Consider the following 26815-nt stretch of genomic DNA (forward strand, 5'->3'; position numbering starts at 1 on the left):
CTAGGCTTATTTACGCCTTCGAAATTAGCGCACGTCGACGAGGTCAACCACGAAGATCAACGCTTCGTTCGGGCCAATAGCAGCGCCGGCGCCACGGGAGCCATAAGCCATCTCGGAAGGGATTTCCAGACGACGGCGTCCTCCGACCTTCATGCCCAAGAGGCCCTGATCCCAACCGCGGATAACCTGGCCGATGCCAACGGTGAAATCAAGTGGTGCGCCACGATTCCACGAAGCATCGAATTCTTCGCCGGTGGACCAAGCAACACCCACGTAGTGAGTGGAAACGGTCTTCCCTGGAACTGCTTCAGCACCATCGCCCACGATGATGTCTTCAATGACGAGTTCTTCCGGTGGGTTCTCCCCCGGGAACTCGATTTCTGGCTTCTGGCGATCGTATTCACGCTGACCGAAGGACATGTTCACTCCTAAGTGGGTGGTGTTCTAACTTTGCTACGCAGGCAAGATTACTTGACGTCGGTGATGTCCACGTAGAACACCAGCGGGCCAGCCGGACGGCCGTTAGCGCCGGAGTCTCCGTAAGCCATCAACGAAGGGATGGTCAGCATGACCTTTGCACCCTTCTTCATACCGGTGAGGCCCTGGGTCCAGCCCGGGATCACCTGGTCAAGGCCGAACGAAGTAGGCTCGCCGCGGTCGTAGCTCGAGTCAAAGACTTCGCCGTTGGACCACTGAACGCCCGTGTAGTTTGCGGTCACCGTCGAGGTTTCCGTGGCAACTACATCGCCGGTGCCTTCCGTGATGACCTGAACTGCGAGGTCCTTAGGAGCTTCCTTGCCTTCAGGAATGGTGATGGTTGGTTTGCCCTTGGAATCCGTCTTCACGGTAGGAAGAGCGCCTTCGTCAGAAAGCTTCTTCACATCTTCGTCAGACATCTTCTTGGCAGGATCCTGGGCCGCAGTCACTTCCATGATCAGCACCTGAGTAGCTTCTGGAGAAGCGCTGGCAGATGCCGAAGCACTTCCGGATGCGCTACCTGAAGCATCGGCGGAACCACTCGGCGCGACGGAGGACTCAGCAGCTGCCTCGGTGGGACGCGTGTAGGCGATCCATGAGCCGACCTTGCTACCTACCAAAACGTTGTAAATCTCAGGGTCAGCAGCCTTAAGTTCTTCGCTCAACTCAATCTGATTAGCGGCCTGGCTAAAGGTGTTGCCAATCTCGGAGCCATCTTCGGTCTTGTATCCAGCGAGCTTGTAGGAAACTAGCTGTCCCGCTTTGATCTCTGCACCTTCGCCATTCTTGATCACCTTGGCGCCGGCCTCGGTGGCCTTGAGCGGGGTATCGAATTTCACGGCGGGTGGAGTGGTGGCATTCGCGCTAGGCGAGGTGATCTCCACGGAGTTCAATGGCGTGGGATTGCCTGCGGTCTTCGTCTCCTGGGCAGCACAAGCCGTCAGGGACAACATTCCAATGACGACGGCGGAAGCGAGAACTTTTCGCACAAAAACAACTTTCGACGGGGACGGTTTCGGCCAAAGGCCTCATTAAGCGTAGCGGCCAAAACTGTGTATGACCTGAGCAGCACTGCTACCGCAAGGCATCGATAAGTTCAGTGGCCGCAGCATTTTCTGTCTCGAAAGGATCCTTCAAGACCACGGTGGCGCCTTGAGCGTCGTTGACTTTCAAGTGCAGCCAATCAGCAGTCACGTCTCGGCCGGAGGCCCGTGCCACCTTCATGAATTCACCGCGAATCTTGGCGCGCGTGGTTTGAGGGGCAACGGTTTTCGCCTCTTCGATGCTCTGTGGATCCACCACTTGAGTGGCAGCCCCACGGCGCTCCATTACATGGAACAAGCCGCGTTCCAATGAGATGTCATGGTAGGTCAGGTCCAGTTGAGCCACGCGAGACGAATTGAGTTCCACACCGTTCTTGGCCATGTAGGAATCAATGAGGCGCTTCTTGATAGCCCAGTCAATGTCTCGGTCAATCAAAGAGAAGTTCTGCGTCTCGATAGCGTCGAGAGCGCGACCCCAAATTTCGAGAACACGGGACACGTGATCGTGGTGCGCACCGTTCTTCTCTACAAAGGCAGTCACGGCGTTGAGGAAGAAGCGCTGGATTTCCAGGGCCGTCATGGTGCGCCCGGATGCCAACCGAACCACTTGCTGTCCGGTCAGGTCACGAGAGATTTCACGAATGGAACGAATGGGGTTCTCGAGCTTCAAATCGCCGAGAATCGCACCGGATTCAATGAGTCGCAGCACCAAATCGGTGGCCCCGACCTTCACGAGCTGCGTGGTCTGGGACATGCTTGAGTCGCCAACAATCACGTGCATGCGACGGTATTTCTCGGCATCGGCATGCGGCTCGTCGCGCGTGTTGATGATGGGACGGGAGCGCGTGGTGGCGCTTGAAACGCCTTCCCACACATGATCAGCGCGCTGGGAGAAGTTGTATCCGAAGTACTCCCCCGCCACATTGACCTTGCCCGCGCCGCAAATGAGCTGGCGCGTGACGAGGAACGGGATCATGAGCTCAGACAAGCGAGAGAACTCGAGCTTGCGCGGGATCATGTAGTTCTCGTGGCAGCCAAAGGAGTTTCCGGCCGAGTCGGAGTTGTTCTTGAAGAGATAAATAGAGCCTTGGATGCCATCGGCATGCATGAGCTCCTCTCCGCGTTTCACGAGGTCCCGCATGATGGACTCGCCGGCGAGGTCTTGAGCGATGAGGCTCAAGAGGTCATCGCACTCAGCTGTTGCATATTCGGGGTGGGATCCCACGTCCAAATACAAGCGGGCACCATTGGTCAGAAAGACGTTCGAGCTACGCCCCCACTCCACTACTGGCTTGAACAAGTAGCGAGCGATTTCTTCAGGCGTGATGGAACGAGCACCCGGGTGCGAGTGCGCAATTCCATATTCGGTCTCAATGCCAATGATGCGACGATCCAAAACTTACTGACCGCCCTTTTGCACGAAGCCACGCACGAATTCTTCGGCGTTGGTTTCTAGCACTCCGTCGATTTCAGCAAGCAAGTCGTCAACTTCTTGCACTTGTGCCTGTGTGGCAGCGGATGCTGGGGCTGGAGTCGGGATTCCCGGCTCAGCGACCTCGTCCTGCTTCTGCGGCTGAGGCTTGATTTGTTCTTGTGACATCGTTGCGTACCTTTCCTAGACCACCATCATGCCCCGCGGTCACCGCGCGGCAAAGCATCAACAAATTCGGCAATATCGTTTTGCATCTCAAAGAGCTTTTCAACGGTCGCGCGCGAACCCCAGTACGGATCCATGAGCGAGCGGCGCTGAACGCGAGCTCGGCCCGGAACGCTAAAACTCAAGGCGTCCCAGTTCGCTCCCACCACATGATCCGGGAACGCGCTCACGGCACGGCCGCGCAAATACGCGCGAGTGTCCTCTGGCGGGTTCCCGACGGCTCGCTCAATCGCGGCGTCGTCGAACAAGCGCTCCACGCGACCACGGCCGGCCAGTTTAAAGAACAGTCCCTTGTCACTCCGTAGATCAGACCACTGCAGGTCCATCATGGCGAGTCGGGGATCGTCCCAGTCCAGCCCATTTCGGTCACGATACGCGGACAGCAATTGGTACTTAGCCACCCAGTCCACTGTGCTGGCGACTTCGAGTGGATCACGCGCGAGAGCATCCAACGTGGCGCCCCAACGCTGGAGCACGTCCGCCGTCTGGGGTTCCGTGTCCGCGCCGGTATCCGCACACAGCGAGGCTGCGGCGTCGTAATAAATTCTCTGGATATCGATGGCAGTCAGCCTGCGGCCGTCCTTGAGGCGTACGACGGTGCGAGCTTGCGGATCGTGGGAAATCGTTTGGAGCGCTTCGACCGGGTCGAGCAACCCAATTTCTGGTGCTCGGCCAGCCTCGATGAGCGCGAGCACCAGGCTCGTTGCGCCCACGCGAAGGTAGGTCGAGACCTGACCCATGTTGGAGTCGCCGATGATCACGTGGAGGCGGCGGTATTTTTCCCAGTTGGAGTGCGGTTCATCGCGCGTGTTGACGATGGGGCGGCGGACCGTGGTCTCAAGGCCGATTTCGGCTTCAAAGAAGTCCGCGCGCTGGCTGATCTGAAATCCGGGATACCCGCTGCGCATGCCGATTCCCACGCGTCCCGACCCACAGAAGACTTGGCGGGTTGCGAAGAACGGAATGAGCGCAGCTGCAGCCTTATCGAAGTCCACCGAGCGAGGCATGAGGTAGTTCTCGTGGGCGCCATAGGACTGGCCCTTGCCGTCAGTGTTGTTTTTGTACACCAACAGCTCGCCGAGACCCCATACGTCCCGCACGTGGTCGGCGGCGCGGCGGGCAATGACGTCTCCCGCTTGGTCCCAGAGCACCGCGTCCGCTGGCCACAGCGTTTCGGGTGAAGAGTATTCGGGGTGCGCATGGTCCACATAGAAGCGCGCGCCGTTGCCGAGCACCATGTTCATGCGGACATGCCCCACATCATTGGCGTCTTCGCGATACATCGCGGCCAGCATGGAGGCTTCTTCTTTGAAAATTTTGCCCGGTTGAGCATCCGTGCTCAGCGCAATCTCCTCGGCCGTCAGTTCGCGCGGGGTATCCGTGAGCTGGCTGGGGTGCGCTTGATCGCGATCCATCTCGAAACCACGCGCGTCCTGCAACGGGCGTTCGTCCGTGTAGTCCCAACTGGTCGCTGCGACGTGATGGCGCTCGCGCGCCACCAAGTCCGCGTGCGCGTTGATGAGCCGCGCCGACAGCACGGTGGCGTTCGCGGTCAGGTCTTGCGGGGCCAGGATCCCAAATTCGGTTTCGAGCCCCGCGAACCGTTTGACCGTCACGGCGTGACGACCGTTGGCTGATCGGCGGCGTTGACGGCCGGATGAGCAGCGGGTTGCGAGTGATCGATAGTGCGCAAGTGCGCAATGCGCTCACCCTTGCGGCCCGAGATACGCGCCCATTCGTCCGGGTTCGTCGTGTTGGGCAGATCCTCATGTTCGCGGAATTCGTCCGTGACAGCGGTCAGCAAGTGCTCGCGGGTGATGCCGTGTTCGCCGGTAGACAGCAAGCTCTTGATCGCGGACTTTTTGGCGCGGTCCACCACGTTGCGAATGACCGCACCGGAGGTGAAATCACCGAAGTAAAGCATCTCGTGGGAGCCGTCCACATAAGTGATTTCAATGAACTGATTCTGCTGCGTCTCCGCATACATCGCGTCCACCGTCTCATCGATGAGCGCGTTGATGGCCTGCTGCTTGTCGCCACCGAAGCGAGCAATTTCCTTCTCATGCACCGGCACCGCTGGAGTGAAGTGCTTCGAGAAGATGTCCGCTGCGCCGTCACGGTCTGGGCGGCGAATCTTGATCTTGACGTCCAAGCGACCCGGGCGAAGGATCGCCGGGTCAATCATGTCTTCGCGGTTGGAAGCACCAATGACAATGACGTTGTCCAGCTTTTCGACGCCATCAATTTCGCTCAGAAGCTGCGGGACAATCGTAGTTTCGACGTCCGAGGAGACACCGGTACCGCGGGTGCGGAACAGCGAATCCATTTCGTCGAAGAAGACGACGACGGGGCTGCCGCCACTGGCCTTTTCACGCGCGCGGCTGAAGATGAGGCGAATATGACGTTCGGTCTCGCCCACGTACTTGTTCAAGAGCTCTGGGCCCTTGATGTTCAAGAAGTACGAACGAGCTTCGCCAGTGCCTTGGATCTTGGCGACATTTTCAGCGAGCGAGCTCGCGACCGCCTTGGCGATCAACGTCTTACCGCAACCCGGAGGGCCGTAAAGCAAAATGCCCTTGGGCGCTTTGAGGCCGTGATCGCGGTACACGTCTGCGTGCAAGAACGGCAGTTCCACAGCGTCGCGGATTTGGTTGATCTGCGGGCCCAGGCCACCGATGTTCTCGTAGGAGATGTCCGGAACTTCTTCGAGAATGAGGCTCTGGACTTCGCTGAGGTGCAAGCGCTCCACGGCATAACCAGACTTCGGTTCGAGCACCAGGGAATCGCCCACGCGGATCTTTTCACCCTTGAGGGCGCCACCGATCTTGACCACCTTCTGGTCATCGGCTTTGCCGACGGTGAGAACTCGATCAGCGTCGAGAACTTCCTTCACGGTGGTGACTTCGCCGACCTTTTCTGGGTCAGCGATAGCCACAATCACGAGTGCTTCGTTGAGGAGAACTTCAACGCCAGGCTGCACGGCGTCCCACGAAATCATGGGGCTCACGCCGACGCGAAGCTTTCGTCCGGCCTGAAGAATGTCGACGCTCTTGACATTGGCAGCGTCGATCGAGTGTGTGGATTTGGCGTGGCCGCGCTCATGCTTGGCAATGACCGTTCCGTACCCGAAGGGGAAATCACCGTCGCGCTGCAAAGCGCTCTTGAGTTCAATGATTTCTTCACGAGTACGCTCGAGAAGCTCAACCATCCGCTTGTTGTTGACGCCGGCTGCCTGCAGCTTGGCGTCAATCTCTCGCGTGCGGTCTCGCTGTTGAGCAAGCTGTCGCTCGGCAACGATGATTTGGTTCTCTAGTCTTGCGAGCTGATCCACCTTGGGGTTCCTCTCACCGTCACCGTTTGTAGCGGGTTGGTTATCGGCCATCGCTATCACCCCTTCTTCAGTTGTCCTTCAGAATTCACGCGTCGTGAGGACTAGTTAATCCTAGTCATCCTGTGGCTCTTCGAGATGCCTCAAAGCGCCACGTTGCGTGGTGGACGCGGCATCCTTGGCGGCGCGACGGAGCTTTCGATCCGAGACATTACGTTCGCCGAGCCCTTCGGCGTTCCATGCCTCGGGGTCGTGACCCGCGGTCCAGGATGCAAGATCCTCTGCAGAAAACTCGGTGTTCTTCACGCGCTTCTGACCTGGAATGCCGCTCATGCCATCGGCCAAGCGACGCGTGGTCATCAAGAAGCCCGTGTGAGCCACCATGCGGTGATCCGGACGAACAGCAAGACCTTCAACGTGCCAACCGCGAACCATTGACTCCCACGACTCAGGCTGAGTGAAGCGACCATCCTGGCGGATAGCTTCAACGGTGCGGGACAACTGCGTCACGGTAGCGACGTAGTTCACCCAGACGCCGCCCGGAGCCAAGACTGTGGCCACTGCGTCAACGCACTCCCACGGTGCCAACATGTCTAGCACTACGCGGTCGATGCTGCCGGGTTCTTCGAGTTCAACCACACGGTCCTGGAAGTCGCCGATGGAGATCTGCCATGCAGGATGTGGACCGCCAAAGATGGTCTCCACGTTTCCGCGTGCGATGTCAGCGAACTCTTCGCGGCGCTCGTAGGAGTGCAGGTAGCCCTGGTCTCCCACTGCACGGAGTAAAGAAATGGAGAGCGCACCGGAGCCAACGCCGGCTTCCACCACGCGAGCACCCGGGTAGATGTCACCCATCGTGACAATCTGACCGGCGTCCTTCGGGTAAACCACGGTGGCGCCGCGCGGCATGGAGAGCACAAAGTCTTTAGCCAACGGGCGGAGTGCTTGGTAGCGCACGCCCATGGAGTTCTCCACGATGCTTCCCTCGGGAGCGCCGATCAACAAGTCATGCTTGAGGACGCCCTTGTGGGACTCAAACTGACCATTTTCCGTGAGGGTAATGGTGTTGATGCGTCGTTTTTCATCCGTCAACTGCACGCGATCGCCCGCGCGGAATGGACCGCGTCGGTGTGCTGCGCCTACTGGCTCGCTAATGAGAGTCTCCTTATTTCTTTCCAAGAACGGCATCAACAATACGTTCTTGCCGCATGAGTCCGCATACTTTGCCCGCTTCGTCCACGACTGCAATCTCTTGAGCATCGAATTTCGCGAGGAAATCCACCATGCTGCGCCCCGATGAGGCCGCTGGAACTACTGGAATGCGGGACGGGAAGCGAGAGACTGATGCGAGCGGCGTCGTCGTCCTCAATGCTGTGGGAACGTTGCCAGCGGCAGAGGGATCCACCACTGCAATGGGTTGATTTTGCGGGCTGACCAAGAACACCGTTCCGGCAAATGCCCCGTAGTTGGCGTCCAGCTGGGCCAGCGAAACGTCTTGAGAAATACCGACAGCCGGTTCCATCAGGTCGGCGGCACGAATGCCATCCACGCGGCCGCTGATTCCTGCGAACTTGATCGCCTGGCCAGCGCCCATCCAGAGGAAGCCGCAGACCAGCAGCACGATCAGCAGGAACTGCAATTGAACTGGCTCATTCATCAGTAGAGGCCAGACCAGGAAATATCCCACCAACCCCACCACGATGACGCGACCTGCCCAGCCAGCCGCCACGGTGCCCTTTGATTGGGAGCCCGTAGCGCTCCAGACAATCGATTCCACGAGGCGTCCACCATCGAGGGGAAGACCGGGAAGCAGGTTGAAGATCGCCACCAAGAAGTTGGCCCACACCAGTACGCTCAGCAACAAACCGCCCGGACCCGAAGGCTGCACGGTAATGCTGACCAAGTGGCCAATGCCCGCGAGGACCAAGTTTGCTGCCGGACCAGCAAGAGCCACGGCGAGCGACTTCCACGGAGTGGCATGTGCAGAGGTGAATTGAGTGTGGCCGCCCCACAACGTCAAGACAATCTCCGAAGCGCGCCAACCGAACGCACCCGCGGTCAGCGCGTGTGCAAGCTCGTGAATGAGCACAGAGACAGCCAAGAAGACCGCGTACAAGAACGCAATTCCGTAAGCGCCCACGCCCAACGTAGGAAAGAGCCGCTGGATGTCCGGTCCGAACATGAACACGATGATGGCCGCGATCACGAACCATGACGGTGCCAAATACAGCGGGACAGAGCCAACTTTGCCCAGCGGAATATTGAAAGATCTTCTTTCGACGGTCTCGCTACTCACTAGCAACCAAACCTGCGCGGGAGCGCACCAGTTCGTCGAGGTCAGCGATGGTCTTGCCATCCAAGGTGTCCCACGTCGACCAGGTGTCGCCCGCTGGAACAGGAACGTGGTGAGGTACGCTCACGGTCACTACGCCGCTGGCGACTGCGGAGGCTACGCCTGGGACCGAGTCTTCGATCGCCACCACGGTGTCCTTGGTGATCTCGTCATGAGCTTCAGAGAGGAGCTCGAAGGCGGTGTTATACGGCTCTGGGTCAGGCTTACCCTTGGTCACCTGTTCACCGGTCACCAAGAACTCAAAGGTTCCATTAGGAAGCGCTGCGGCAATGATGCGCGCGAGCGGGCCTTCGGACATGGTGACCATGGCGCAAGGAACGCCAGCCTGGTAGAGCTCTGCCAGCAACTCACGGGCACCCGGACGCCACGGAACTTCAACCGCAACATGGGCGCTGACGCGATGAGTGAGCCAGTCGATGATCTCGCGAACTTCCATTTTGACGCCGTGAGCCTGCAGGTACTCGGCGCTCTTGGGCAAGGCGTTGCCTACCAATTTGAGACCGTCTTCTTCGGTCCACGTTCCACCAAACTGCTCTACAAGTTGGCGTTCTGCATCGATCCAATATGGCTCGGTATCAACGATTGTTCCGTCCATATCCCACAACACGGCACGAACTTCACTCATGACAGGTCCTCTCCGTGAGGGTCCAGTGACGGCTGGGTGTCAACCGTCTGCTTGGCAAAAGTCTACGGTGGGTTACCTAGGACACGCCTGTGCTTTGACTCTAAGTGGACAAAAAGGAGTTGATAGTCACAGGGAGTACTAGTGTGGATATCGTGGCAGATGAATCAATGGATAGCACTGATTTCCTCGCTTGGATTGCCGGACGCGGCACGGAAAGCGAGAAACGAGCCGCCGTCATGTTGGTGGCGTTTGAAGGCTGGAATGACGCCGGTGAAGCCGCATCTGATGCCGTCCGGGCGTTTTCCGACACGTGGCACGCCCAGCTCATTGGGCAAGTACCTGCCGATGATTTTTATGACTACCAGTTCTCGCGACCAACGGTTCGGCGTGACCGACACGGCAAGCGTGTGGTGTCTTGGCCTTCTACTCAGGTCTACCGCACCACAATCCCAGATTCGCCCATTGATGCCGTGATCATTCGAGGAGTCGAACCTACCTACCGCTGGCAGGCATTCACTTCCTACCTGTTGGGCATTGCGCAAGAACAAAACGTTCAAGCCATTATTTTCGTGGGCGCGCTCCTTGCGGACGTTCCCCATTCGCGACCTATTCCGACGACGCTGTCTAGCGAAGAGCCCGAGCTGCGGGACATGCTGGGTGCGCAAGAGGCAACCTACGAAGGACCTACGGGGATTATTGGGGTGCTCGCCGAAGCATCAACGAACGACGGAATACCTGGACTGTCCTTGTGGGCAGCAGTCCCCCACTATGTGGGTCAGTCACCGTCTCCCAAGGCCTCGCTCGCACTGGTCAAGAAGATCGAGAAGATGCTGCACGTCAGCATCGATGAGACCGAAATGCGTGAATACGCGGAAGCATGGGAACGCGGCGTCAACGAACTCGCGCGCGAAGACCCAGAGGTCGCAGCTTACGTCAAACAGCTCGAGGACAATCAAGACGCCACTGAACTCCCCGAGGCCAGCGGTGAGTCGATTGCGCGCGAATTTGAGCAGTACTTGAAACGACGCGACAAGAATCGGCGTGACAATTGGGGAGACAACGGACCGGGCGACACCCGGCCGTCGTCGTAATCAGTTTTCTCTCGAAAACTAAGCCCTATCCCTCTACAGAGCCAAGCCCAACAGGGAATCGAGTGCCGTGCGGACCACGGCGCTGCCCTCGGAATCTGGCACTTCACTGGAATCAACCGAAGATGCCCACGCATCGATCGCGGCCAAGGCTCTTGGAGCGTCCAAGTTGTTCGCCAAAGCTCCACGAACATCAGCGATCAGCTGGTGAGCAATCTCTACGCTGCAACCCTTCTCCATGGCGGCACGCCAGGTCGCGACGCGCTGCTGCCCCACAGCCAACTTCTCGCCAGTCCAGAACCAGTCACTTGCGAAGTGCTCAGCCAGCAACGTCGCACGAATAGCCACAGGCTCTACGCCTTGCTCGCGAAGCTGCGAGACGAGGACCAAGTTGCCCAGCGACTTGCTCATCTTTTCGCCGTCGAGGCCCACCATTCCGGTGTGCACGTAGTGGTTTGCGAGCGGCTTGCCATCAGATGCGGACGCATGGCCGGCGGAGAACTCGTGGTGCGGGAAGATCAGGTCACTACCGCCACCTTGGATGGTGAACGGCGCTGGCAAATACGTGCGAGCAATGACCGAGCATTCAATGTGCCAACCGGGACGTCCTTCACCCAGCTGTCCACCCTCCCAGTAAGGCTCTCCTTGACGGGCTGCGCGCCACAACAGTGGATCGAGCGCATCATGCTTGCCTTCACGCTGCGGGTCTCCGCCGCGCTCCGCGAAGAAGCCCATCATTTGCTCTCGGTCGTAGCCGCTGACGTCCCCCAAGGTCCAGCCTTCGGAGGCTGCTCGCTCTGAATCGAAGTAGAAGTCGTTGGCGCCTTCGTGCACGGCAGTGCCATTCGTGACAGGCACGGCGTAGGCGATTCCACGGGAAAGCAGGTCCTCGAGAACCGGTGTGATGGTGGGGATAGCTTCAACTGCGCCGATGTAGTGGTTTGGCGCGATGATGTTCAGCGCCTTCATGTCAGTGCGGAAGAGCTCCGTCTGATCCTCGGCGAGCTCGCGCCAATCCAAGCCACGATCGTTAGCACGTTCCAACAGAGGATCGTCGATGTCCGTGACGTTCTGGACGTACGTAACCGTCTTGCCCTGGTCCATCAGCTGACGGATCATCAGGTCAAAATTCAGGTAGGTCGCAGCATGGCCCATGTGCGTTGCGTCGTAAGGCGTGATGCCACAAACGTAAACGCCAGCAGTGTCCCCCGAAGTCTGAATTTCGGTGACGGCCATTCCGCGCGAAGAGTCCTGAAGTGCGAGCGCCGGAGCAGTGCCCTCCACCTTAACTACCGGTCGAGTTTCCCAAGCGTGCACGATTTTCCCTTCGTAGAAAGAACAAGTTGACGGAGGTGATGCTGGCAAAACAAAGCCGCACCCCTTCCGTCGTGAGGAGCGCGACTCAGTCTAATGACTAATAAACAAGTTATCCGATTACGCGGAGATGACGCCGGTCGCCAACAAAATGTAAAGGATGACGCCCAACGCAATGCGGTACCAGACGAAGGCCTTAAACGAGTGCGTGGAGATGTAGCGCAAGAGCCATCCGACCATAACGAAGCCCACAACGAATGCAATCGCGGTTGCCAAGAGGGTCTCGCCCATGCCGTACGGCCCCACGATGCCCTCGCCTGACAGCGTCTTGTAGAGCTTGTACAGACCTGAAGAGAAGACTGCCGGGATGGCAAGGAGGAACGAGTACCGGGTAGCGGCTTCACGGGTGTAGCCCATCAAAAGTCCACCGGTGATGGTGCCGCCGGAGCGTGACACACCCGGAATCAAAGCTAGGGCCTGGAACAAACCAAAGAAGATGCCGTGCTTGAAGGTCAGGTCCTGGAGGTGACGCTCTTGCTTGCCGATTGCATCCGCGACAGCCAAGAAGAGGCCAAAGACAATGAGCATGGTCGCCGTGATCCACAACGAGCGGAAAGACGTGTCAATGAGGTCCTGCAACAGGATGCCCAGGATGCCGATGGGAATGGAGCCGATGATGACCAGCCAGCCCATGCGTGCGTCTGGGTCGTCGCGAGAGACCTTTCCGGTCAACGAGCCGAACCAATGGCTAATGATTCGTACAATGTCGCGCCAGAAAAAGATGATGACGGCCAGTTCAGTACCCAGCTGCGTGATTGCAGTGAACGCGGCTCCTGGGTCCTGCGCTGAAGGCAAGAACTCACCAACAATGCGCAAGTGTGCACTCGACGAAATGGGCAAAAATTCTGTCAGGCCTTGTACTAGACCCAAAATAATGGCTTCGATCCAACTCACACGTGAACACTACTGCACAACCATGGAGAAATCGTTGACATAAACCACAGTCAGAAAAATGCTCGGGGTGTCTTCGCGCACAGTCTGCGAAAACACCCCGAGGTACTACCTAAAAAACTAACAAGTGACGCTAGGCCTTGACGTCTTCGTCGAACAAATCATCAGGTTCGTCGAGCTCATCGACGTCGTCAGAGTCGTCATCGTCCGATTCGTCGTCGTTCTCATCCGAATCGTCATCATACAAATCCAACGGCGTGACTTCTCCATACGCCTCGTACAGTGCGTCCTCATAGTCCTCGAAGGCGTCAGCAATTCTCAAGAACGCCGCGTCAACTGCCGGGTCATCTTCGGCTCGACGCGAAACAATTGCCGAGAGATGCTCTTCAAGCGAGGACACTAGTACTTCTAAAGCAACACGCGGATCCTTGGTCATGTACTAGACGTTACTAGGGTTTTGGGCAGAATGGACAGGTAATGAAAGAAATTGCTCATCCACAGACGCAACTGAAACGGGATCCTTCGAAGCCGTTTGAGTATTTGATCGTTACTGCGCGCCCCGATCACGACCTCGAAGCGGTGCGTCGACAGCTCGCGGAATACGCCGAATATGGCAAGTGGGATCTACACCGAACGCGTTTGTACATGGGCGGCGCACGCCGTTATTGGATGCGCCGCCGCATTCTGCGCGTCGAACGGACGCTACCTCCTATTCAGTAACAATGGGGCCTACGAGCCAGTTCGCGATCGTATTGTGAGCGGACTCGGCATCTGACGGATGATAAAGGCTCGCTAGAACGTCGCGGTAGAGACGTTCCAGCTCGCTGCCACGGTAATACTGACCGCCTCCGGACACCTGCAAAGCCAACTGCACGGCTTCGCGTGCCTTGTTGCCTGCATCCGTACGGAACGCCACGAGTCGCGGGAACCAGGATGCGCCATGGTCCACGCGGTCGTCGAGATCGCGCGCGATCATGCGAGCGTGAGCGTCCAGCGCCAGCTTGAGGAGTCCCGCATCCGCGATTTGCCAGCGTATCGTGGGATCGTTTGAGTAGGCCGCTCCCCCATTGACTAGAGAACGACGACGCCGCGGGATTTCCGCTGCCAGCTCGGTAGCGCGGTCCACAATTCCCACATACACGGAGGCCGTCAGCGTCAAGAAGGATGCAAAGATTCCGAAAATCAACGGATCAGCATTGGGACCCACCGGCAGTTTCGAGTGAATGCGACCAGCGGGGACTCGCGCGCCGTTGAGCTTGGTGGAGTGCGACTGGCTAGCGCGCATGCCGAGCGTGTCCCAGTTTTCGATGGTTTCGACGCCTGGATCTTCACGATCAACGAAACCGTGAATCAAGCGTGGTTCGCCGTCCTCCTCGGACTTTCCAAAGATTCCCAATTTCGTCCAGGCCGGGGCAAGGCTCGTAAAGATCTTGAGCCCAGTAAAACTGTAGGAGCCATCCTCGGCGAGCTGCGCCGTCGTCATGGAATCAAACAGCACCGCATCATTTCCGGCCTCAGAAATGCCGAACGCCATGATCTCGCCGTCCGCAACCCATTCGTTGACCATCGCGAGCCGGGAATCCCCGCGCTCCGCGAGCAAACGCGCAACGCCCGTCCACACCAAGTGCATGTTGACCGCCAACGCGGTAGCCGGCGCATGCGAAGCGAGCAAGCGCTGGGACTCCACCACTTCGCTCATCCCCCAGTCGAACCCGCCCATGTCGGTGGGCAACATTGCTTTGAGGTAGCCGGCGGCTTTGAGTTCCTCGAAATCCTCCGTGGGGAAAACGTTGGCGGAGTCGTAGCCCGCCGCGCGTTCGCGGATTCCGTTGAGGAGTTCAGGGGTCAGTACTTCGGAAATTGGTCTCCGGGAATTCACAAGTGCCTCACTTCGTAGTGTCTCTAGTAGGTGGACAACAAGCGATGCAGCACTCGCATTCCAAAGCGCAAAGATTCGATGGGTACTCGTTCGTCGACGCCATGGAAGAGGCCCGTGAAATCCAATTCCTTGGGCAGACGCAACGGAGCAAAACCGTAGCCAGTAATTCCCAATCGCGAAAGTGACTTGTTGTCCGTGCCGCCGGAAAGCATGTACGGAAGGACTACCGCGTCAGGATCCTCCTTACCGAGCGCAGCCACCATGGAATCCACGAGGTTTCCGGAGAACGTCGTTTCCAGAGCAACGTCCTCATGCACTGAACTCAGGTCAACGCCCTCGCCGGCCAGCTCGCGAATCTTCGCAATCACGAGTTCTTGCTGCTCCGGCAGAGTGCGAGCGTCAATGAGCGCCTCTGCGGTTCCTGGAATGACGTTGTGCTTATAGCCAGCCGTCAGGACCGATGGGTTTGCCGTGTTCTGCAGGGTCGCGCCGACGAATCGGGCAACCGTACCGAGCTGATCGAGCAAGACCTGCGGATTGGACTCGTCGAAGGCCACGCCCGTGAGCTCAGAAACTCCCTCGAGGAAAGCACGGGTGGTCTTCGTGTAGGACAGCGGCCATTCATAGGCGCCGATCCGCGAAACTGCACCAGCGAGCTTCGTCACCGCGTTGTCGTCGTTGACTTGCGATCCGTGGCCCGCACGCCCATGTGCCGTGAGCTTGAGCCAAGCTATGCCCTTCTCAGCAGTCTGCAAGAGGTAGGTGCGCTGACCGTTGATATCGGCTGAGAATCCACCGACCTCACTGATGGCTTCCGTGGCGCCCTCAAAAAGGTGTGGATGCTTCTCCACCATGTAGCCGGCGCCGTACTCACCGCCCGCTTCTTCATCAGCAAAGAACGCAAGGATGAGATCTCGGCGCGGCTTTTCCTGGTTTCGAACCATGTGACGGACGGTGGCCAGCATCATGGCGTCCATGTCTTTCATGTCCACCGCGCCACGGCCCCAGATCATGCCGTCTTTGACTTCAGCCGCGAAGGGATCAACGCTCCAGTCATCTGCCATGGCAGGGACAACGTCGAGGTGACCATGAACAATCAAGGCCGGAAGAGAAGAATCCGTTCCCTCGAATCGTGCGACAAGTGACGCGCGGCCCTTCTCAGACTCCTCGATGGTGCACTCAAAGCCAACCTCGGAGAGCAACTCTGCGACATACTCAGCCGCCTTGCGCTCACCCTTGGTATTATTTCCACCAAAATTCGTTGTGTCATGACGAATTAGTTGTCTACAGATATCAACAACTTCATCATCAGCAATCGAATAGTCTGTTTGGTTCTCGGCCATCGGAGCACTCCTTCGATCAAGCGGGGTATCCCTAACACTATCGAGCTTTTGCCTGACTAGGTCTTAAGACGCAAATGTGCCGCTTTTCGTGATGTGCAGCACAAGTAGCCCCAAAGGGACTCCTCGAATTGGAACCTCACCAAAAGCTGTGTTAGAGTTTTACTCGCTGCTTTCGAGCCGCAGAGTTGAAATAAACAACTCCACGGAACGAAAATCATCACCTGCGCGGGTGGCGGAATAGGCAGACGCGCTAGCTTGAGGTGCTAGTCCACGTATAGTGGGTGGGGGTTCAAGTCCCCCCTCGCGCACAAATGAACGGCCTCCGATTTTGGATGAAATACCCCAAGATCGGGGGTCATTTTTGTATTTCCGGAAGTTTTTAAAGACTTTTATGGGTTATAGGCCAAAATGTGTGTAAATGTCTGGCGTGTCATTGGTGGCGTCGGCCTCCCCATCCGTTTTGTAGGCCGTTTCCGTCTTCCCAGCTGAAGTGGTTGTCGTAGGTTGGTGGCGTGTCAGTTTCTTCGTTGACTGCTTGTTTTCTTGGTGGGTTGAAATGCTCTGGCGACACTAGGGTCCATGGTTCTCGTGGGAATTCGGTGAGTGAGTCTAGGAGCCAGTCCACCGCGGTTCGTGCGTGGGCCTCGGGTAGCCCGCGATGAAACCGTAAGAGGTCTTTGATGGCCTTGTTAGGGCCACCCTCTAGTGGGGAGGTCGTGCGGTGAACTTTCTGCCCCGAGTCTGGTTGAAGGGTGGTTTCTAACCACGTGAACAAACACTTGTCCTTGATCAAGCGTCGGTAAATGTTCCGGGCTCTGCGGAGGCGTTGATGCGTGTACCACCACTGGCTGGTTTGGGGAACGCTCGAGGGTCGTTCCTGCCCGGTACGCGCGTAGGTGCGGTGGCGTAAGAACTCGTCCCATCTCGCTTCCCATCGCGCGTATTCACGCACCCACGAGGCGGCTTCTTCCTGGGTGCGTACTTTCATCAGCGCGCTCGTGAGAGCGGCAAGCTCTTTCCCGGCAGGTAAACGTGGCTGGTAGGTGAGTTCACGGCGGATGTTCCGAAAGATATGGAAATAGCAGCGCTGTACCCTCGTGCTCGGCCATGAATCCTTCAACGCAGATCTGAGCCCGGTACCACCGTCAATGATCGCGATTTTTGGTGCTGGGATGCGTTCGAGTAATGCCTGCCACGCGATCTTTTTCTCGGTATCGCACCACTGCCAATCAATCACGTGCTGACCGTTGAATGCGATCAGCACGCACCACCCGTTGAAATACGTGCCATCAAGCATGATCTGATGATGAATCTGTCCCGTCGCGGCCGGTGGCGGTACCCGAACATTCCAGCACCAACTGGTGTCGCGTCGAAAAGAGCGGCTCGAAGACCCAAAATCGGATTGAGAGCGGGAGCTCAAGATCCAGGACATGAACGCAGCCAATTCGGCCTTACGGGATACATCAGAACGAGTTCGAGTCGTTGACGCCCCACAGTCCAGACAACGCCACCGCGTTCGGCCGGCCGTCGTTTTCCCGTTTTTGACCAACACACGATCACATACACCACAACGTGGCCGATTCGAAGCAACAGGCACCCCATATGCTCCCAAAGCATATGCACACCCGTCTTGCCCTACTCACACAAGGGAAGCAAGGCTATTCGTTACACACTTTCTGGCCTATAACCCACTTTTATAGGTTCGCTGCGTTTTCGTCCAGCCAGTCTTATCAACAAAACGGTTGATCTCTTTTTCAGTCGACTTTGCGATGATGTTCGGCGCCATCCTTGATGAACTAGATGCATTGGTAATAGTTCTGCTTGGAAAGGCACCCACAATGCGTCGACTCTATTTCGCTTCACTCGCCTACATGATCACTGGAGTTCTCTCCGGATTGTTCTACCGCGAGTTCACCAAAGCCAATGACTTCCCTGCAGGTCAGTTCACGCAGCTCGGTTTAGTCCACACGCACTTGTTGACGCTCGGGTTCATCGTGTTGCTCATCGTGCTGCTGCTCGAGAAGGTCTTTGCTCTGAGCCAGCACGGCAAGCTCTTTGACTGGTTCTTCTGGCTCTACAACGCCGGCCTCATTGTCACCTCCGGAGGCTTGGTATGGCACGGCACCCTGACGGTCCTCGGCCGTGAGTCTTCTGCAATGACTTCGGGAATTGCCGGCCTCGGTCACATGCTTCTGACCGCCGGAATGGTCATCTTCTTCATCATCCTGGGCCGCAGCCTCAAGACCACCACCATCGCCGCCCCTGCCGCACAGCGAGTGGAGGCCTAGCAAACATGTCTTCACCTGAAGGATTGACGATGGATCGCCAAGCGGCGCCTTCACGTCGCGACTGGTTGGGACTGGGTGTTCTCTCAGCCGGATTGGGACTAATCGTCCTCGACGGAACGATCGTTGGCGTTGCACTTCCCAACATCATGGCTGATCTTCGCTTGACGTTGAGCGATGCTCAATGGGTCAGCAGCATCTACGCCGTGATTTTGGCGGCGCTGCTTTTGACCACCGGTCGCCTCGCGGATCGCTGGGGCCGCAAGCGCGTCTTTCTCGCAGGCCTCGTGGTCTTCGCGGCGGGTAGCGCCTTAGCTGCGGCAGCGGCGTCGTCGTCCTTCCTTCTCTCTGCCCGCGCCCTTCAGGCTGTCGGTGCGGCACTCATCATGCCGTCGACACTGTCCACTGTGAATGCGGTCTTCCGCGGCAAGTACCGGGCAACGGCCTTCGGCGTCTGGGGTGCGGTCATCTCTGGCGCCGCGGCGATTGGCCCCCTCGCGGGCGGTGCGCTGACGCAGTGGCTTTCGTGGCACTGGATCTTCCTCGTCAATATCCCGCTCGTTGCACTGATCATCGGGCTCGCGATCTATGCCGTTCCGGAAACATCCAGCGATCGCAGCGAACACGGCACGGATGTCCTCGGCGCGGCACTGAGCGCCCTCGGTTTTGGACTCCTAGTCTTCGGCATCATTGAAGGACCGGATATTGGATGGTGGGCACCTACCGCTTCCCTCCCAATTTTCGGACTTGAATGGAGTACGACGGCGCCGCTCTCCCCCGTGCCTATTGCCCTGATGGGTGCCGCCATCAGTTTGGTGACGTTTGTAGCTTGGGAGTCGCGTCGAGCAGAGTTTTCACGCACAGCGATCCTCAACGTTCGTCTCTTCAAGTTGCCGACGTTCTCGTGGGGCAACCTCACCGCAACGATCGTCACTATGGGCGAATTCGCACTAATCTTCGTATTGCCACTCTTCCTCATCAACGTTCTGGACTACAGCGTCCTCAAGGCCGGCGCCGTTCTCGCTGCATTGGCCATCGGCGCTTTCTTGTCTGGCGCAGCTGCGCGTCACTTGGCTGCGAAGTTCGGTGCACCCGAAACCGTCCTAGTGGGTCTGGCACTCGAAGTAGCCGGCGTGGTAGCGCTCGGCCTGTTCCTCTCCGCTGAAATGTCCGTGTGGGTGTTGGCCGTGACGCTGGCAATCTATGGGCTGGGGCTGGGGCTGGCTTCCGCTCAACTGACCGGAACCGTTCTTCGTGATGTCGATGTTGCAGAGTCGGGTCAGGCCTCGGCAACGCAGAGCACCGTTCGGCAAATTGGTTCAGCAGTGGGAACGGCAATTTCTGGCGCGGTCCTGTCTCTTGCCCTAGCACTCGTGGTGCCGTCTGCACTTGCGAGCGTCGCCGTCGCCGATCCCGTGGCGAATCAACTGACGGACACGGTGCGCCAGTCTGCTGGAGCCGTCATTGTGCAGCTTCGGGCGCAGGGGTCAGCTAGTCCATTCGGCGATAATTCCGGCGACGTGATTCGCGTCCTTTCGGATGCATTCGCGAGTGCAACTCAGTGGTCTCTCGCGGTATCGGCCATCATTTTGTTCATCGGTTTGATCGGTGCTTGGAAGCTTCGTCAGGCCAGCCGAATCGGTGCCACCGAAAGTTAACGGTTTTGTCATCAGACATTCATCAAATCGCTACCTTTTTGTCGACGGGAAGCATAAGCTGGGTGAGTCGGGCCGGTCGCTGATCAAGTGAGCGACTGGACCACGAATACCGGGAATTCAGCCGAATTCATGGGGCCGGAGATGTTGGGACACTGCAGAGATGAATGAGTACGTCGCCGTCACGGACGCGACCACCTCAGTACGCATCAGTCGATCGCGAGCTTTCATAGTTACTGGCGCCATCGCTTTGGGTGCACTTGTCCTCCCCGTGACCGCAGTTTCGGCACCGTATCTCTTTTCAGAGCAGTCCCGCCGCGATGTCCTTCCGGAACCAGAAATCGCAACCACTAACCTTGTCTTCAACACTCTCGAGAGCGCCCCAAATCTCCAAAGCGGCGTGGACAACAGCTATCTTGATCCGCTGCTGGGACGCAGTAGCGTTAGCTCCGCCGCTGCCGCAGCCGCCGAAGTCAATTCGGATGGTTCGGCGGCGGACGGCGAAAGCGTGGTGCAGGCCGCGAAGGTCAAGGTGGATCTCAGTCCGCAAGTGGCGGATATCGGCGATCATGGTCGGTTCCAGCACCCGGTCTCTAACATTCATCTCACGAGCGTTTTCGGTTGGCGGCATAACCCCACCGGCACCGGTGTTCAGTTGCACATCGGCCAGGACTATGGAGTTGCCTGCGGAACTCCCGTCACGGCAGCGGCGGATGGAAAAGTTATCCAATCCGCATGGGCAGGTCACTCCGGAAACCGCGTCACCCTGCAACACAAGGATGATTTCCGGACTGCGTACAGTCACAACACCACGTTGTTAGTTCGTGTGGGCGATACCGTCCGACGCGGCGATGTGATTGCACTTGCTGGCACCACGGGAAACTCCACGGGTTGCCACGTTCACTTCGAAGTACAGAAGAACGGCAAGTGGGTGAACCCAGCGCTCTTCTTGCCAGTGGTTCCCGGGCAGCCGGTCTCGTTGGAGACTCCTGAGTCGATTTCCATGGGTGCCGCCTATAACAATCTCGGCGAGTATGGCCGAGATTCTGGCAAGATCATCAATCCCGAGGACGACGTCCTGGCTGCCAGCAACAAGATCGAGAAGAATCCAACGAGTCGTAGCAAGAAGGACGTAGCCGCGTCCGCTGCGCCAGTACCGCCAAGTGCCGCGTCCAACGCTGATTCTGATGTTCTAGCTAGCCCATCGTCTGTGATTCCGAGCGCCACGAATTCGCCTGCGTCTGAAGCTCCGGCATCGCAACAGCCTGCTGAGCCAAGCGCAAGTCCTTCTCCAAGTGCTTCCCCAACGCCTTCGCCAACACCAACCCCTTCGCCTTCTCCTTCGCCGTCGCCAACTCCAGCTCCGTCTCCGAGCCCAACTCCGGAGCCAGAACCGACACCCGCGCCTTCACCATCTCCAACACCAGCTCCGGAGCCGACTCCAAAACCTGAGCCGAGCCCAACGCCAAAGCCTGCTCCTTCACCGGAGCCCGCACCGGCGCCTAAGCCTTCACCGAGCCCAACGCCGACTGCCAGCCCTTCTCCATCGCCAAGCCCGGAGCCAGTGCCAGTGCCAGAACCATCGACGACACCAGCCCCTTCGCCGAGCCCGACGCCTGCCCCTTCGGCAACGCCGACTCCCAGCGCTACAAATGATCCTTCTCAGCCAGCAAAGGATCAGCCAGCAAAAGTTTCACCCGCTGAGGTCTTGAGCCCGGCTGTTTTCGCAAATCAGTGCGCGGCGTTGGAGGCAGCATCGCCAAGTGACCAGTTGGCCATTCATGATGCGTTTTCGCAGGAGTATGGCTTGGAGTTCAGCTTGAAGGCCTTCTTACGCGCGTGTGGTCTAGCCTGAGTCTCACTCAGAATTTGAGTGGAAGTACCTCTCGTCACGATCCTTCCTCTCAACGTATACAACACTTCAGGTGGCGTGAAGCTGAGATAGTGTCTAATCGTGAATGATTCGGGTGAGCTACCAACATTGCGCATTGCCATGGTGTCTCTCCACACGTCCCCTTTGGATCAGCCAGGACGTGGGGATGCGGGCGGACTCAACGTCTACGTCCGTCAATTAGCCACGGCCCTGCATGCTGCTGGCCACCACGTTGAAATTTTCACGCGCGGCGAGGGCGATCCAGACTTCTTGAGTCCAGAGATCCCCGTGCACTATTTGCCGGCCGGTCCCCCAGGTCCGCTCGAGAAAGAACGACTTCACGAGCACCTCGACGAATTTGGTCGTGCACTCTGCGCCGCCACTCACGGCCATTTCGATGTCATCCACACGCATTACTGGATGTCAGCGGACGCAGCCCTTTGTTGCCGCGATTCTTTTGCGATCCCCATTGTTCACACCATGCACACTATGGGCCGGGTCAAGCTTCACGATCATCCGGAATCCAGCGAGCTGCAGGAACGGCTCGACGCCGAAGACAACATCGTGGACCTAGCCACCAGGCTGACCGCAAATACTCCTGCGGAACGCGCCGAATTAGTGCGTTTCTACAACGCTCCGCTGGCCAAGATCGACGTGGTCCCGCCAGGTGTCAACCTCGAAATTTTCAATCCACACGGCGACCGCGCCATCTGGCCTTCAGCCTCGAGTTCTTCAGCCCTCAAGGTACTCTTTGCCGGACGCATCCAAGAGTTCAAGGGCCCGCAGGTTCTCTTCAACGCGCTCCTCTTAGCCAAGACGAAGAGCCCGAATGCGTCCATCCACGCGGTGTTCATTGGAGACAACAGCGGTCCGGAGCAACTCAACCTGCCGCAGATGGTTGAGCGGCATCACATGCACGACGCCGTCTCCCTCCTCCCAGCGCAGCCTCCAGAACGCTTGGCTGACTGGTTCAGGGCTGCGGATATCGTTGCCGTACCTTCGTTTTCTGAGTCCTTCGGATTGGTGGCGATGGAGGCGCAGGCCTGCGGCGTACCAGTAATCGCACATGCGTCTGGCGGGCTAGCCCACACGGTGTTGAACAACGTCACGGGCGCACTCATTATGGACCTCGATCCGAATCACTGGGCGGACAAGCTCGTGGAACTAGAAAGCGACGGCATTCCGGAGACTTGGTCTCAGAATGCCGCCGCTCACGCACGCGATTTCAGTTGGGAACGAACCGCAACCAGCGCTGTTGCCAGCTACCGGCGTGCCACCCAACCCACGAAGTGACGTCGCTGGTTCTTGGCGTTCCAACCTGAGAATTCGGTCTTCCCAGCCTCACCTGACGCGTGTGCTTCAAAAGCCACAATTGCGGGGAGGAACACGGGAGCCTCGAACTCGATGGACCACTCGTATGGCTGTCCATGTGGAGCAGTTGCAGCGAGAGCCCTGCCCGCGGAATACATGCCGTGGACAATCGCACCCTTCATGCCAGCGATCTTCGCCGGGATGGTTCCCAAATGAATCGGGTTGAAGTCACCGGATACCTCTGCATAATCGCGTCCCGTGTCACCCGATAGTTTCCACGTAGCGATGGACTGAGGAGTGTCGGTGTCCCGCGCTTCGCGCTCCGGGCGTTCAGGCTTGCCTGCGAGGAACGTGCCCTTAGACAAATACGTCGAGACACCACGCCACACAACCTCATCCCCCACCGAAATCTCGGCGACGGCATCAAACTGCGTTCCGGCATAATGTGCCTGAAGGTTTTCAGTCCATGCGGAAATATTGAGAACTTCCTCAGGAGCAACAACACGGCGATGCTCCACCACGTTCTTGAGGTGAACCATACCCATGAGCGGGAGCGGGAAGTCCGCCGTGCTCATGGCGGCCAGCGCCACCGGGAAAGCGGCGGCGTGCAAGAACACCGATGGGAGTTCATCGCGCACGGTGTCCTTCATGAGTCGCTGGTAGCTTACGAGCTTTTGGCGCTCGATCGAATGACCCGAAACGCTCACGCGCTCGGTCGGCAAGACTGCGTTTCCGTGAGCTTTGGAAGATCCACCCAAGGGAACCTTCTTGAGCAGGCCGCCAAGTGGCGTTCCCGTGAGAGCACTTTTGAGTTGATGGCTTGCACCCTTAGCCGCCGCTTGTGCGTACAGCTTGGGGATGGATGGCATCGACGTCAGTTCAGCCATGTTTAGGCTCCGATCAGGCTCTGACCACACACGCGAAGCGTCTGGCCGTTGATTCCGGATGCTTCGGGTGAGGCTAAGAAGGAAACTGCTTCAGCTACATCCTGCGGCAATCCGCCTTGCATCAGCGACGGCATGAGGAGGCGACCCACGGCACGAGTAGCCACCGGGATCTTCGCCGTCATTTCAGTCTCGATGAAACCTGGAGCGACGGCATTCATGCCACCGCCGCGAGCTTCAAGAGCCGGTGAAGTTGCCGCGACAACGCCCATAAGTCCGGCCTTGGACGCCGCGTAGTTGGTCTGACCACGGTTGCCTGCAATGCCACTGGTGGATGCAAGGGTCACGATGCGCAGACCCTGAAGATCAGCTGCCAAGAATGCTTCATTCATGCGCAACTGAGACTCGAGGTTCACGGCAATGACGGAATCCCACTTCGCCTGATCCATGTTGGCGAGCAGCTTGTCGCGCGTAATGCCGGCGTTATGGATGACGATGTCCAGTCGTCCGTGACGGCCCAGAGCATGCTTGAGGATCACGTCGCCGGCATCTTCACGCGTGATGTCCAACTGCAATGCGGTTCCGCTGAGCTCGTTCGCGACCTTCGTGAGAGCGTCGCCTGCGGCCGGAACGTCCACCACTACGACCTTCGCGCCGTCACGGTGCAAGACGCGAGCAATAGCAGCGCCAATACCGCGAGCTGCACCCGTGACCACCGCAACTTTGCCCGCGAGAGGTGCGCTGGCGCCGTCGTAATTGAGGGTGCGCACATCCGGAACCGTGGATCCGGACGCTTCAACGCTCAAGAACTGGCCGTCAACGTACGCGCTCTTTCCGGAGAGGAAGAAGCGGATAGCGCCGAGCAGTGACGCGTTGTGTCCGTCGACGCCGTCGCCCAAGAACAGTCCGTTGGCCGTTGCGCCGCCGCGTAGTTCGCGAGCCACGGAGCGGATGAAGCCCTCGAGGCCGCGACGTACTGCAGCTACGGATGGCTTGTCCTGCTCGGTGGCCTGCTTGGACAACGAGATCACACGAGCCCCTGGCGCCAGAGTCTTCAGCGCGCGGCCCATTTCAAGTGCTGGCTCGCCCAATTCGCTGGGCGATTCGAAGGAATCAGCCACGAGGAAGACGGCACCGTAGCGCACGTTGTCCGTGAAGTGGCGGCGGACATCCAGTTCCCATCCCAGCAAGACGTCGGCAAGCTGTTGAGCCGTGGCTCCGCTACCGAGCAACAGGACAGGTCCGGGAGCAATCGGCTCACCGCTCTGGTATCGACGGAGTTTCGGCGGCTGCGGCAAGCCCAGCTGTTTCGCGAGCACCTTACCGAAACCGCTGCCGACAAGATCCATGTATGCGTCTGCCATTTAGCGTGCCTCCAAAATTGCGACGACGCCCTGGCCACCGGCGGCGCACACGGAGATCAAACCGCGTCCGCTGCCCTTTTCGTGGAGCATCTTGGCGAGTGTTGCCACGAGGCGTCCACCGGTTGCGGCGAAGGGGTGACCTGCGGCCAACGAAGAACCGTTGACGTTGAGCTTGCTGCGATCGATCGAGCCGAGTGGCTGATCCAAACCGAGCTTGGTGCGGCAGAACTCTTCGTCTTCCCAAGCGGCAAGCGTGGAGAGCACGGTGCCAGCGAAGGCCTCATGGATCTCGTAGAAGTCGAAGTCCTGCAGGGTGAGGTTGTTGCGCTTGAGCATGCGGGCAACGGCGTAGGCCGGAGCCATGAGGAGGCCCTCTTCGCCACTGACGAAGTCAACGGCAGCGGCTTCGAAGTCAACGAACTCAGCAAGGATCGGTAGGTCCTTGGACTTCGCCCACTCTTCGGATCCAAGAAGAACTGCCGAAGCGCCATCCGTCAAAGGCGTGGAGTTGCCGGCTGTCATGGTGGCCTTGTCGCCGAGGGACTTGCCGAAGACCGGCTTGAGCGTGCCCAGCTTCTCAACCGTGGAGCCCGGACGCATGTTGTTGTCCTTGGTCAGGCCCGCGTACGGGGTGACGAGGTCATCGAAGAAGTGGCGATCGTAAGCGGCAGCGAGGTTGTTATGGCTTGCTGCTGCCAACTCGTCCTGAGCTTCGCGAGTGATGTTCCACTTCGCGGTGGTCAAGGCCTGGTGCTCGCCCATGGACAAGCCGGTACGTGGCTCGTTGGTGCCCGGAGCAACCGGAGCAAGATCCTTAGGGCGCACCTTGGAGAAAGCGGCAAGCTTCTGTGGAAGGGTCTTTGCGCGGCTTACTTCGAGGAGTGCGTGGCGCACGCCGTCAGAGAAAACGATGGGTGCGTCAGAAATGGAATCAACGCCGCCGCCGATCGCGGATTCTAGCTGGCCCAGCTTGATCTTGTTCGCGAGGGAACCGAGGGCTTCCATGCCAGTTGCGCAGGCCATCTGGACGTCAACCGCTGGAGTGTCCTTGGCAAGGGCGGTGCCCAAGACGGACTCGCGGGTGAGGTTGAAATCCTTGGAGTGCTTGATGACCGCACCGGCTGAGACGAGGTCAATACGCTCGCCCTGCAAACCGAAGCGGGCCACAAGGCCATCGATGGCTGCGGTCAAAAGGTCCTGGTTGCTGGCGTTCGCGTAAGCGCCATGCGAGCGGGCGAAAGGAACGCGGTTACCGCCAATGACGACGGCGCGGCGTACGGTCTGCGGGGAAGCTGGGGTCTGGTTCTGCTCGGTCATGAGTAACCCTTTCGGCGAGAGTTGTTGGCGACTTGCCAGAAGGTCTAGCGAGGCGGTGCCCCACTAAC

24 protein-coding genes and 1 tRNA gene are annotated in these 26815 nt (G+C 58.4%); 7 read left to right on the forward strand and 18 right to left on the reverse strand.

Annotated elements, in window-relative coordinates:
- Positions 1 to 24: 24 nt before the first annotated feature.
- From BKA12_RS04360 to BKA12_RS04400, 9 genes are all read right to left on the reverse strand, one after another.
- The gene (locus tag BKA12_RS04360; protein ID WP_183640953.1) at positions 25 to 420 is read right to left on the reverse strand and encodes an FKBP-type peptidyl-prolyl cis-trans isomerase; all 396 of its coding nucleotides are present in this window, start codon (positions 418 to 420) and stop codon (positions 25 to 27) included.
- A gap of 47 nt (positions 421 to 467) precedes the next feature.
- Positions 468 to 1466 (reverse strand): FKBP-type peptidyl-prolyl cis-trans isomerase, encoded by a 999-nt coding sequence (locus tag BKA12_RS12605; RefSeq protein WP_183640955.1) that lies wholly within the window; start codon positions 1464 to 1466, stop codon positions 468 to 470.
- A gap of 85 nt (positions 1467 to 1551) precedes the next feature.
- Positions 1552 to 2916: a Pup--protein ligase gene (gene pafA, locus BKA12_RS04370; RefSeq protein WP_183640957.1), complete on the reverse strand. Its 1365-nt coding sequence runs from the start codon at positions 2914 to 2916 to the stop codon at positions 1552 to 1554.
- Positions 2917 to 2919: 3 nt separating this feature from the next.
- The gene (locus tag BKA12_RS04375) at positions 2920 to 3120 is read right to left on the reverse strand and encodes a ubiquitin-like protein Pup (RefSeq protein WP_183640959.1); all 201 of its coding nucleotides are present in this window, start codon (positions 3118 to 3120) and stop codon (positions 2920 to 2922) included.
- A 26-nt stretch (positions 3121 to 3146) separates the two neighbouring features.
- The gene (gene dop / locus BKA12_RS04380; RefSeq protein WP_183640961.1) at positions 3147 to 4793 is read right to left on the reverse strand and encodes a depupylase/deamidase Dop; all 1647 of its coding nucleotides are present in this window, start codon (positions 4791 to 4793) and stop codon (positions 3147 to 3149) included.
- The gene (gene arc / locus BKA12_RS04385) at positions 4790 to 6559 is read right to left on the reverse strand and encodes a proteasome ATPase (RefSeq protein WP_183640962.1); all 1770 of its coding nucleotides are present in this window, start codon (positions 6557 to 6559) and stop codon (positions 4790 to 4792) included. Before arc ends, dop begins: the two co-directional genes overlap by 4 nt.
- A 60-nt stretch (positions 6560 to 6619) precedes the next feature.
- Positions 6620 to 7684 carry a tRNA (adenine-N1)-methyltransferase gene (locus BKA12_RS04390; RefSeq protein WP_246361600.1) on the reverse strand — a complete coding sequence of 355 codons (1065 nt, stop codon included), beginning with the start codon at positions 7682 to 7684 and terminating at the stop codon, positions 6620 to 6622.
- Entirely contained in the window at positions 7671 to 8861 is a 1191-nt protein-coding gene (locus BKA12_RS04395; RefSeq protein ID WP_183640966.1) for a site-2 protease family protein, read from the reverse strand. Before BKA12_RS04395 ends, BKA12_RS04390 begins: the two co-directional genes overlap by 14 nt.
- Positions 8794 to 9483, reverse strand: a complete 690-nt coding sequence (locus tag BKA12_RS04400; protein ID WP_183640968.1) for an HAD family hydrolase — start codon at positions 9481 to 9483, stop codon at positions 8794 to 8796. Before BKA12_RS04400 ends, BKA12_RS04395 begins: the two co-directional genes overlap by 68 nt.
- Before the next feature lie 152 nt (positions 9484 to 9635).
- Here BKA12_RS04400 and BKA12_RS04405 point away from each other — a divergent pair, with 152 nt between their 5' ends.
- On the forward strand, positions 9636 to 10574 hold the full coding sequence (locus tag BKA12_RS04405) for a proteasome assembly chaperone family protein (protein WP_338087428.1): 939 nt from the start codon (positions 9636 to 9638) through the stop codon (positions 10572 to 10574).
- Positions 10575 to 10607: 33 nt separating this feature from the next.
- Here the strand turns inward: BKA12_RS04405 and mshC are convergent, their stop codons facing one another.
- From mshC to BKA12_RS04420, 3 genes are all read right to left on the reverse strand, one after another.
- Entirely contained in the window at positions 10608 to 11888 is a 1281-nt protein-coding gene (mshC, locus tag BKA12_RS04410) for a cysteine--1-D-myo-inosityl 2-amino-2-deoxy-alpha-D-glucopyranoside ligase (RefSeq protein ID WP_183640970.1), read from the reverse strand.
- A 117-nt stretch (positions 11889 to 12005) separates the two neighbouring features.
- Positions 12006 to 12839: an undecaprenyl-diphosphate phosphatase gene (locus BKA12_RS04415; RefSeq protein WP_183640972.1), complete on the reverse strand. Its 834-nt coding sequence runs from the start codon at positions 12837 to 12839 to the stop codon at positions 12006 to 12008.
- Between the two features lie 130 nt (positions 12840 to 12969).
- Entirely contained in the window at positions 12970 to 13236 is a 267-nt protein-coding gene (locus BKA12_RS04420; protein WP_338087429.1) for a hypothetical protein, read from the reverse strand.
- A gap of 77 nt (positions 13237 to 13313) precedes the next feature.
- Between BKA12_RS04420 and BKA12_RS04425 the strand changes: the two genes are divergently transcribed.
- Positions 13314 to 13556: a DUF5703 family protein gene (locus tag BKA12_RS04425; RefSeq protein WP_183640975.1), complete on the forward strand. Its 243-nt coding sequence runs from the start codon at positions 13314 to 13316 to the stop codon at positions 13554 to 13556.
- Here the strand turns inward: BKA12_RS04425 and BKA12_RS04430 are convergent.
- The gene (locus tag BKA12_RS04430) at positions 13546 to 14715 is read right to left on the reverse strand and encodes an acyl-CoA dehydrogenase family protein (protein ID WP_183640977.1); all 1170 of its coding nucleotides are present in this window, start codon (positions 14713 to 14715) and stop codon (positions 13546 to 13548) included. The genes BKA12_RS04425 and BKA12_RS04430 overlap by 11 nt on opposite strands.
- Before the next feature lie 23 nt (positions 14716 to 14738).
- Positions 14739 to 16058: a M20/M25/M40 family metallo-hydrolase gene (locus BKA12_RS04435; protein ID WP_183640979.1), complete on the reverse strand. Its 1320-nt coding sequence runs from the start codon at positions 16056 to 16058 to the stop codon at positions 14739 to 14741.
- 223 nt (positions 16059 to 16281) lie between these two features.
- On the opposite strand from BKA12_RS04435, the gene BKA12_RS04440 reads away from it, so the two are divergent.
- Positions 16282 to 16366, forward strand: a tRNA-Leu gene (locus BKA12_RS04440).
- A gap of 122 nt (positions 16367 to 16488) precedes the next feature.
- Here BKA12_RS04440 and BKA12_RS04445 read toward each other — a convergent pair.
- Complete coding sequence (locus tag BKA12_RS04445; RefSeq protein WP_183639878.1) at positions 16489 to 17655, reverse strand: IS1249 family transposase; 1167 nt, start codon at positions 17653 to 17655, stop codon at positions 16489 to 16491.
- A 241-nt stretch (positions 17656 to 17896) separates the two neighbouring features.
- Here BKA12_RS04445 and BKA12_RS04450 point away from each other — a divergent pair, with 241 nt between their 5' ends.
- The 4 genes from BKA12_RS04450 to BKA12_RS04465 all read left to right on the forward strand — a co-directional run bounded on the left by BKA12_RS04450 (position 17897) and on the right by BKA12_RS04465 (position 23164).
- Complete coding sequence (locus BKA12_RS04450; protein WP_183640980.1) at positions 17897 to 18346, forward strand: DUF2871 domain-containing protein; 450 nt, start codon at positions 17897 to 17899, stop codon at positions 18344 to 18346.
- A gap of 5 nt (positions 18347 to 18351) precedes the next feature.
- A complete protein-coding gene (locus BKA12_RS04455; protein ID WP_183640982.1) occupies positions 18352 to 20001 on the forward strand; it encodes an MFS transporter in 1650 nt (549 codons plus the stop codon).
- Between the two features lie 160 nt (positions 20002 to 20161).
- Positions 20162 to 21853, forward strand: coding sequence for a M23 family metallopeptidase (locus BKA12_RS04460; protein WP_183640984.1), 1692 nt, complete (start codon positions 20162 to 20164; stop codon positions 21851 to 21853).
- 99 nt (positions 21854 to 21952) lie between these two features.
- Positions 21953 to 23164 (forward strand): glycosyltransferase, encoded by a 1212-nt coding sequence (locus tag BKA12_RS04465; protein ID WP_183640985.1) that lies wholly within the window; start codon positions 21953 to 21955, stop codon positions 23162 to 23164.
- Here the strand turns inward: BKA12_RS04465 and BKA12_RS04470 are convergent.
- From BKA12_RS04470 to BKA12_RS04480, 3 genes are read right to left on the reverse strand one after another with little or no spacing between them, the layout of a single operon-like run.
- On the reverse strand, positions 23134 to 24069 hold the full coding sequence (locus tag BKA12_RS04470) for a MaoC/PaaZ C-terminal domain-containing protein (RefSeq protein ID WP_183640987.1): 936 nt from the start codon (positions 24067 to 24069) through the stop codon (positions 23134 to 23136). The two genes, BKA12_RS04465 and BKA12_RS04470, sit on opposite strands and share 31 nt — an antisense overlap.
- Positions 24070 to 24071: 2 nt before the next feature.
- The gene (locus tag BKA12_RS04475; RefSeq protein WP_183640989.1) at positions 24072 to 25430 is read right to left on the reverse strand and encodes a 3-oxoacyl-ACP reductase; all 1359 of its coding nucleotides are present in this window, start codon (positions 25428 to 25430) and stop codon (positions 24072 to 24074) included.
- Positions 25431 to 26747, reverse strand: a complete 1317-nt coding sequence (locus BKA12_RS04480) for an acetyl-CoA C-acetyltransferase (protein ID WP_183640991.1) — start codon at positions 26745 to 26747, stop codon at positions 25431 to 25433. It lies immediately after the preceding gene.
- Between the last annotated feature and the right edge of the window lie 68 nt (positions 26748 to 26815).

The sequence above is a fragment of the Neomicrococcus lactis genome, from assembly GCF_014200305.1.
Classification (GTDB): domain Bacteria; phylum Actinomycetota; class Actinomycetes; order Actinomycetales; family Micrococcaceae; genus Neomicrococcus; species Neomicrococcus lactis.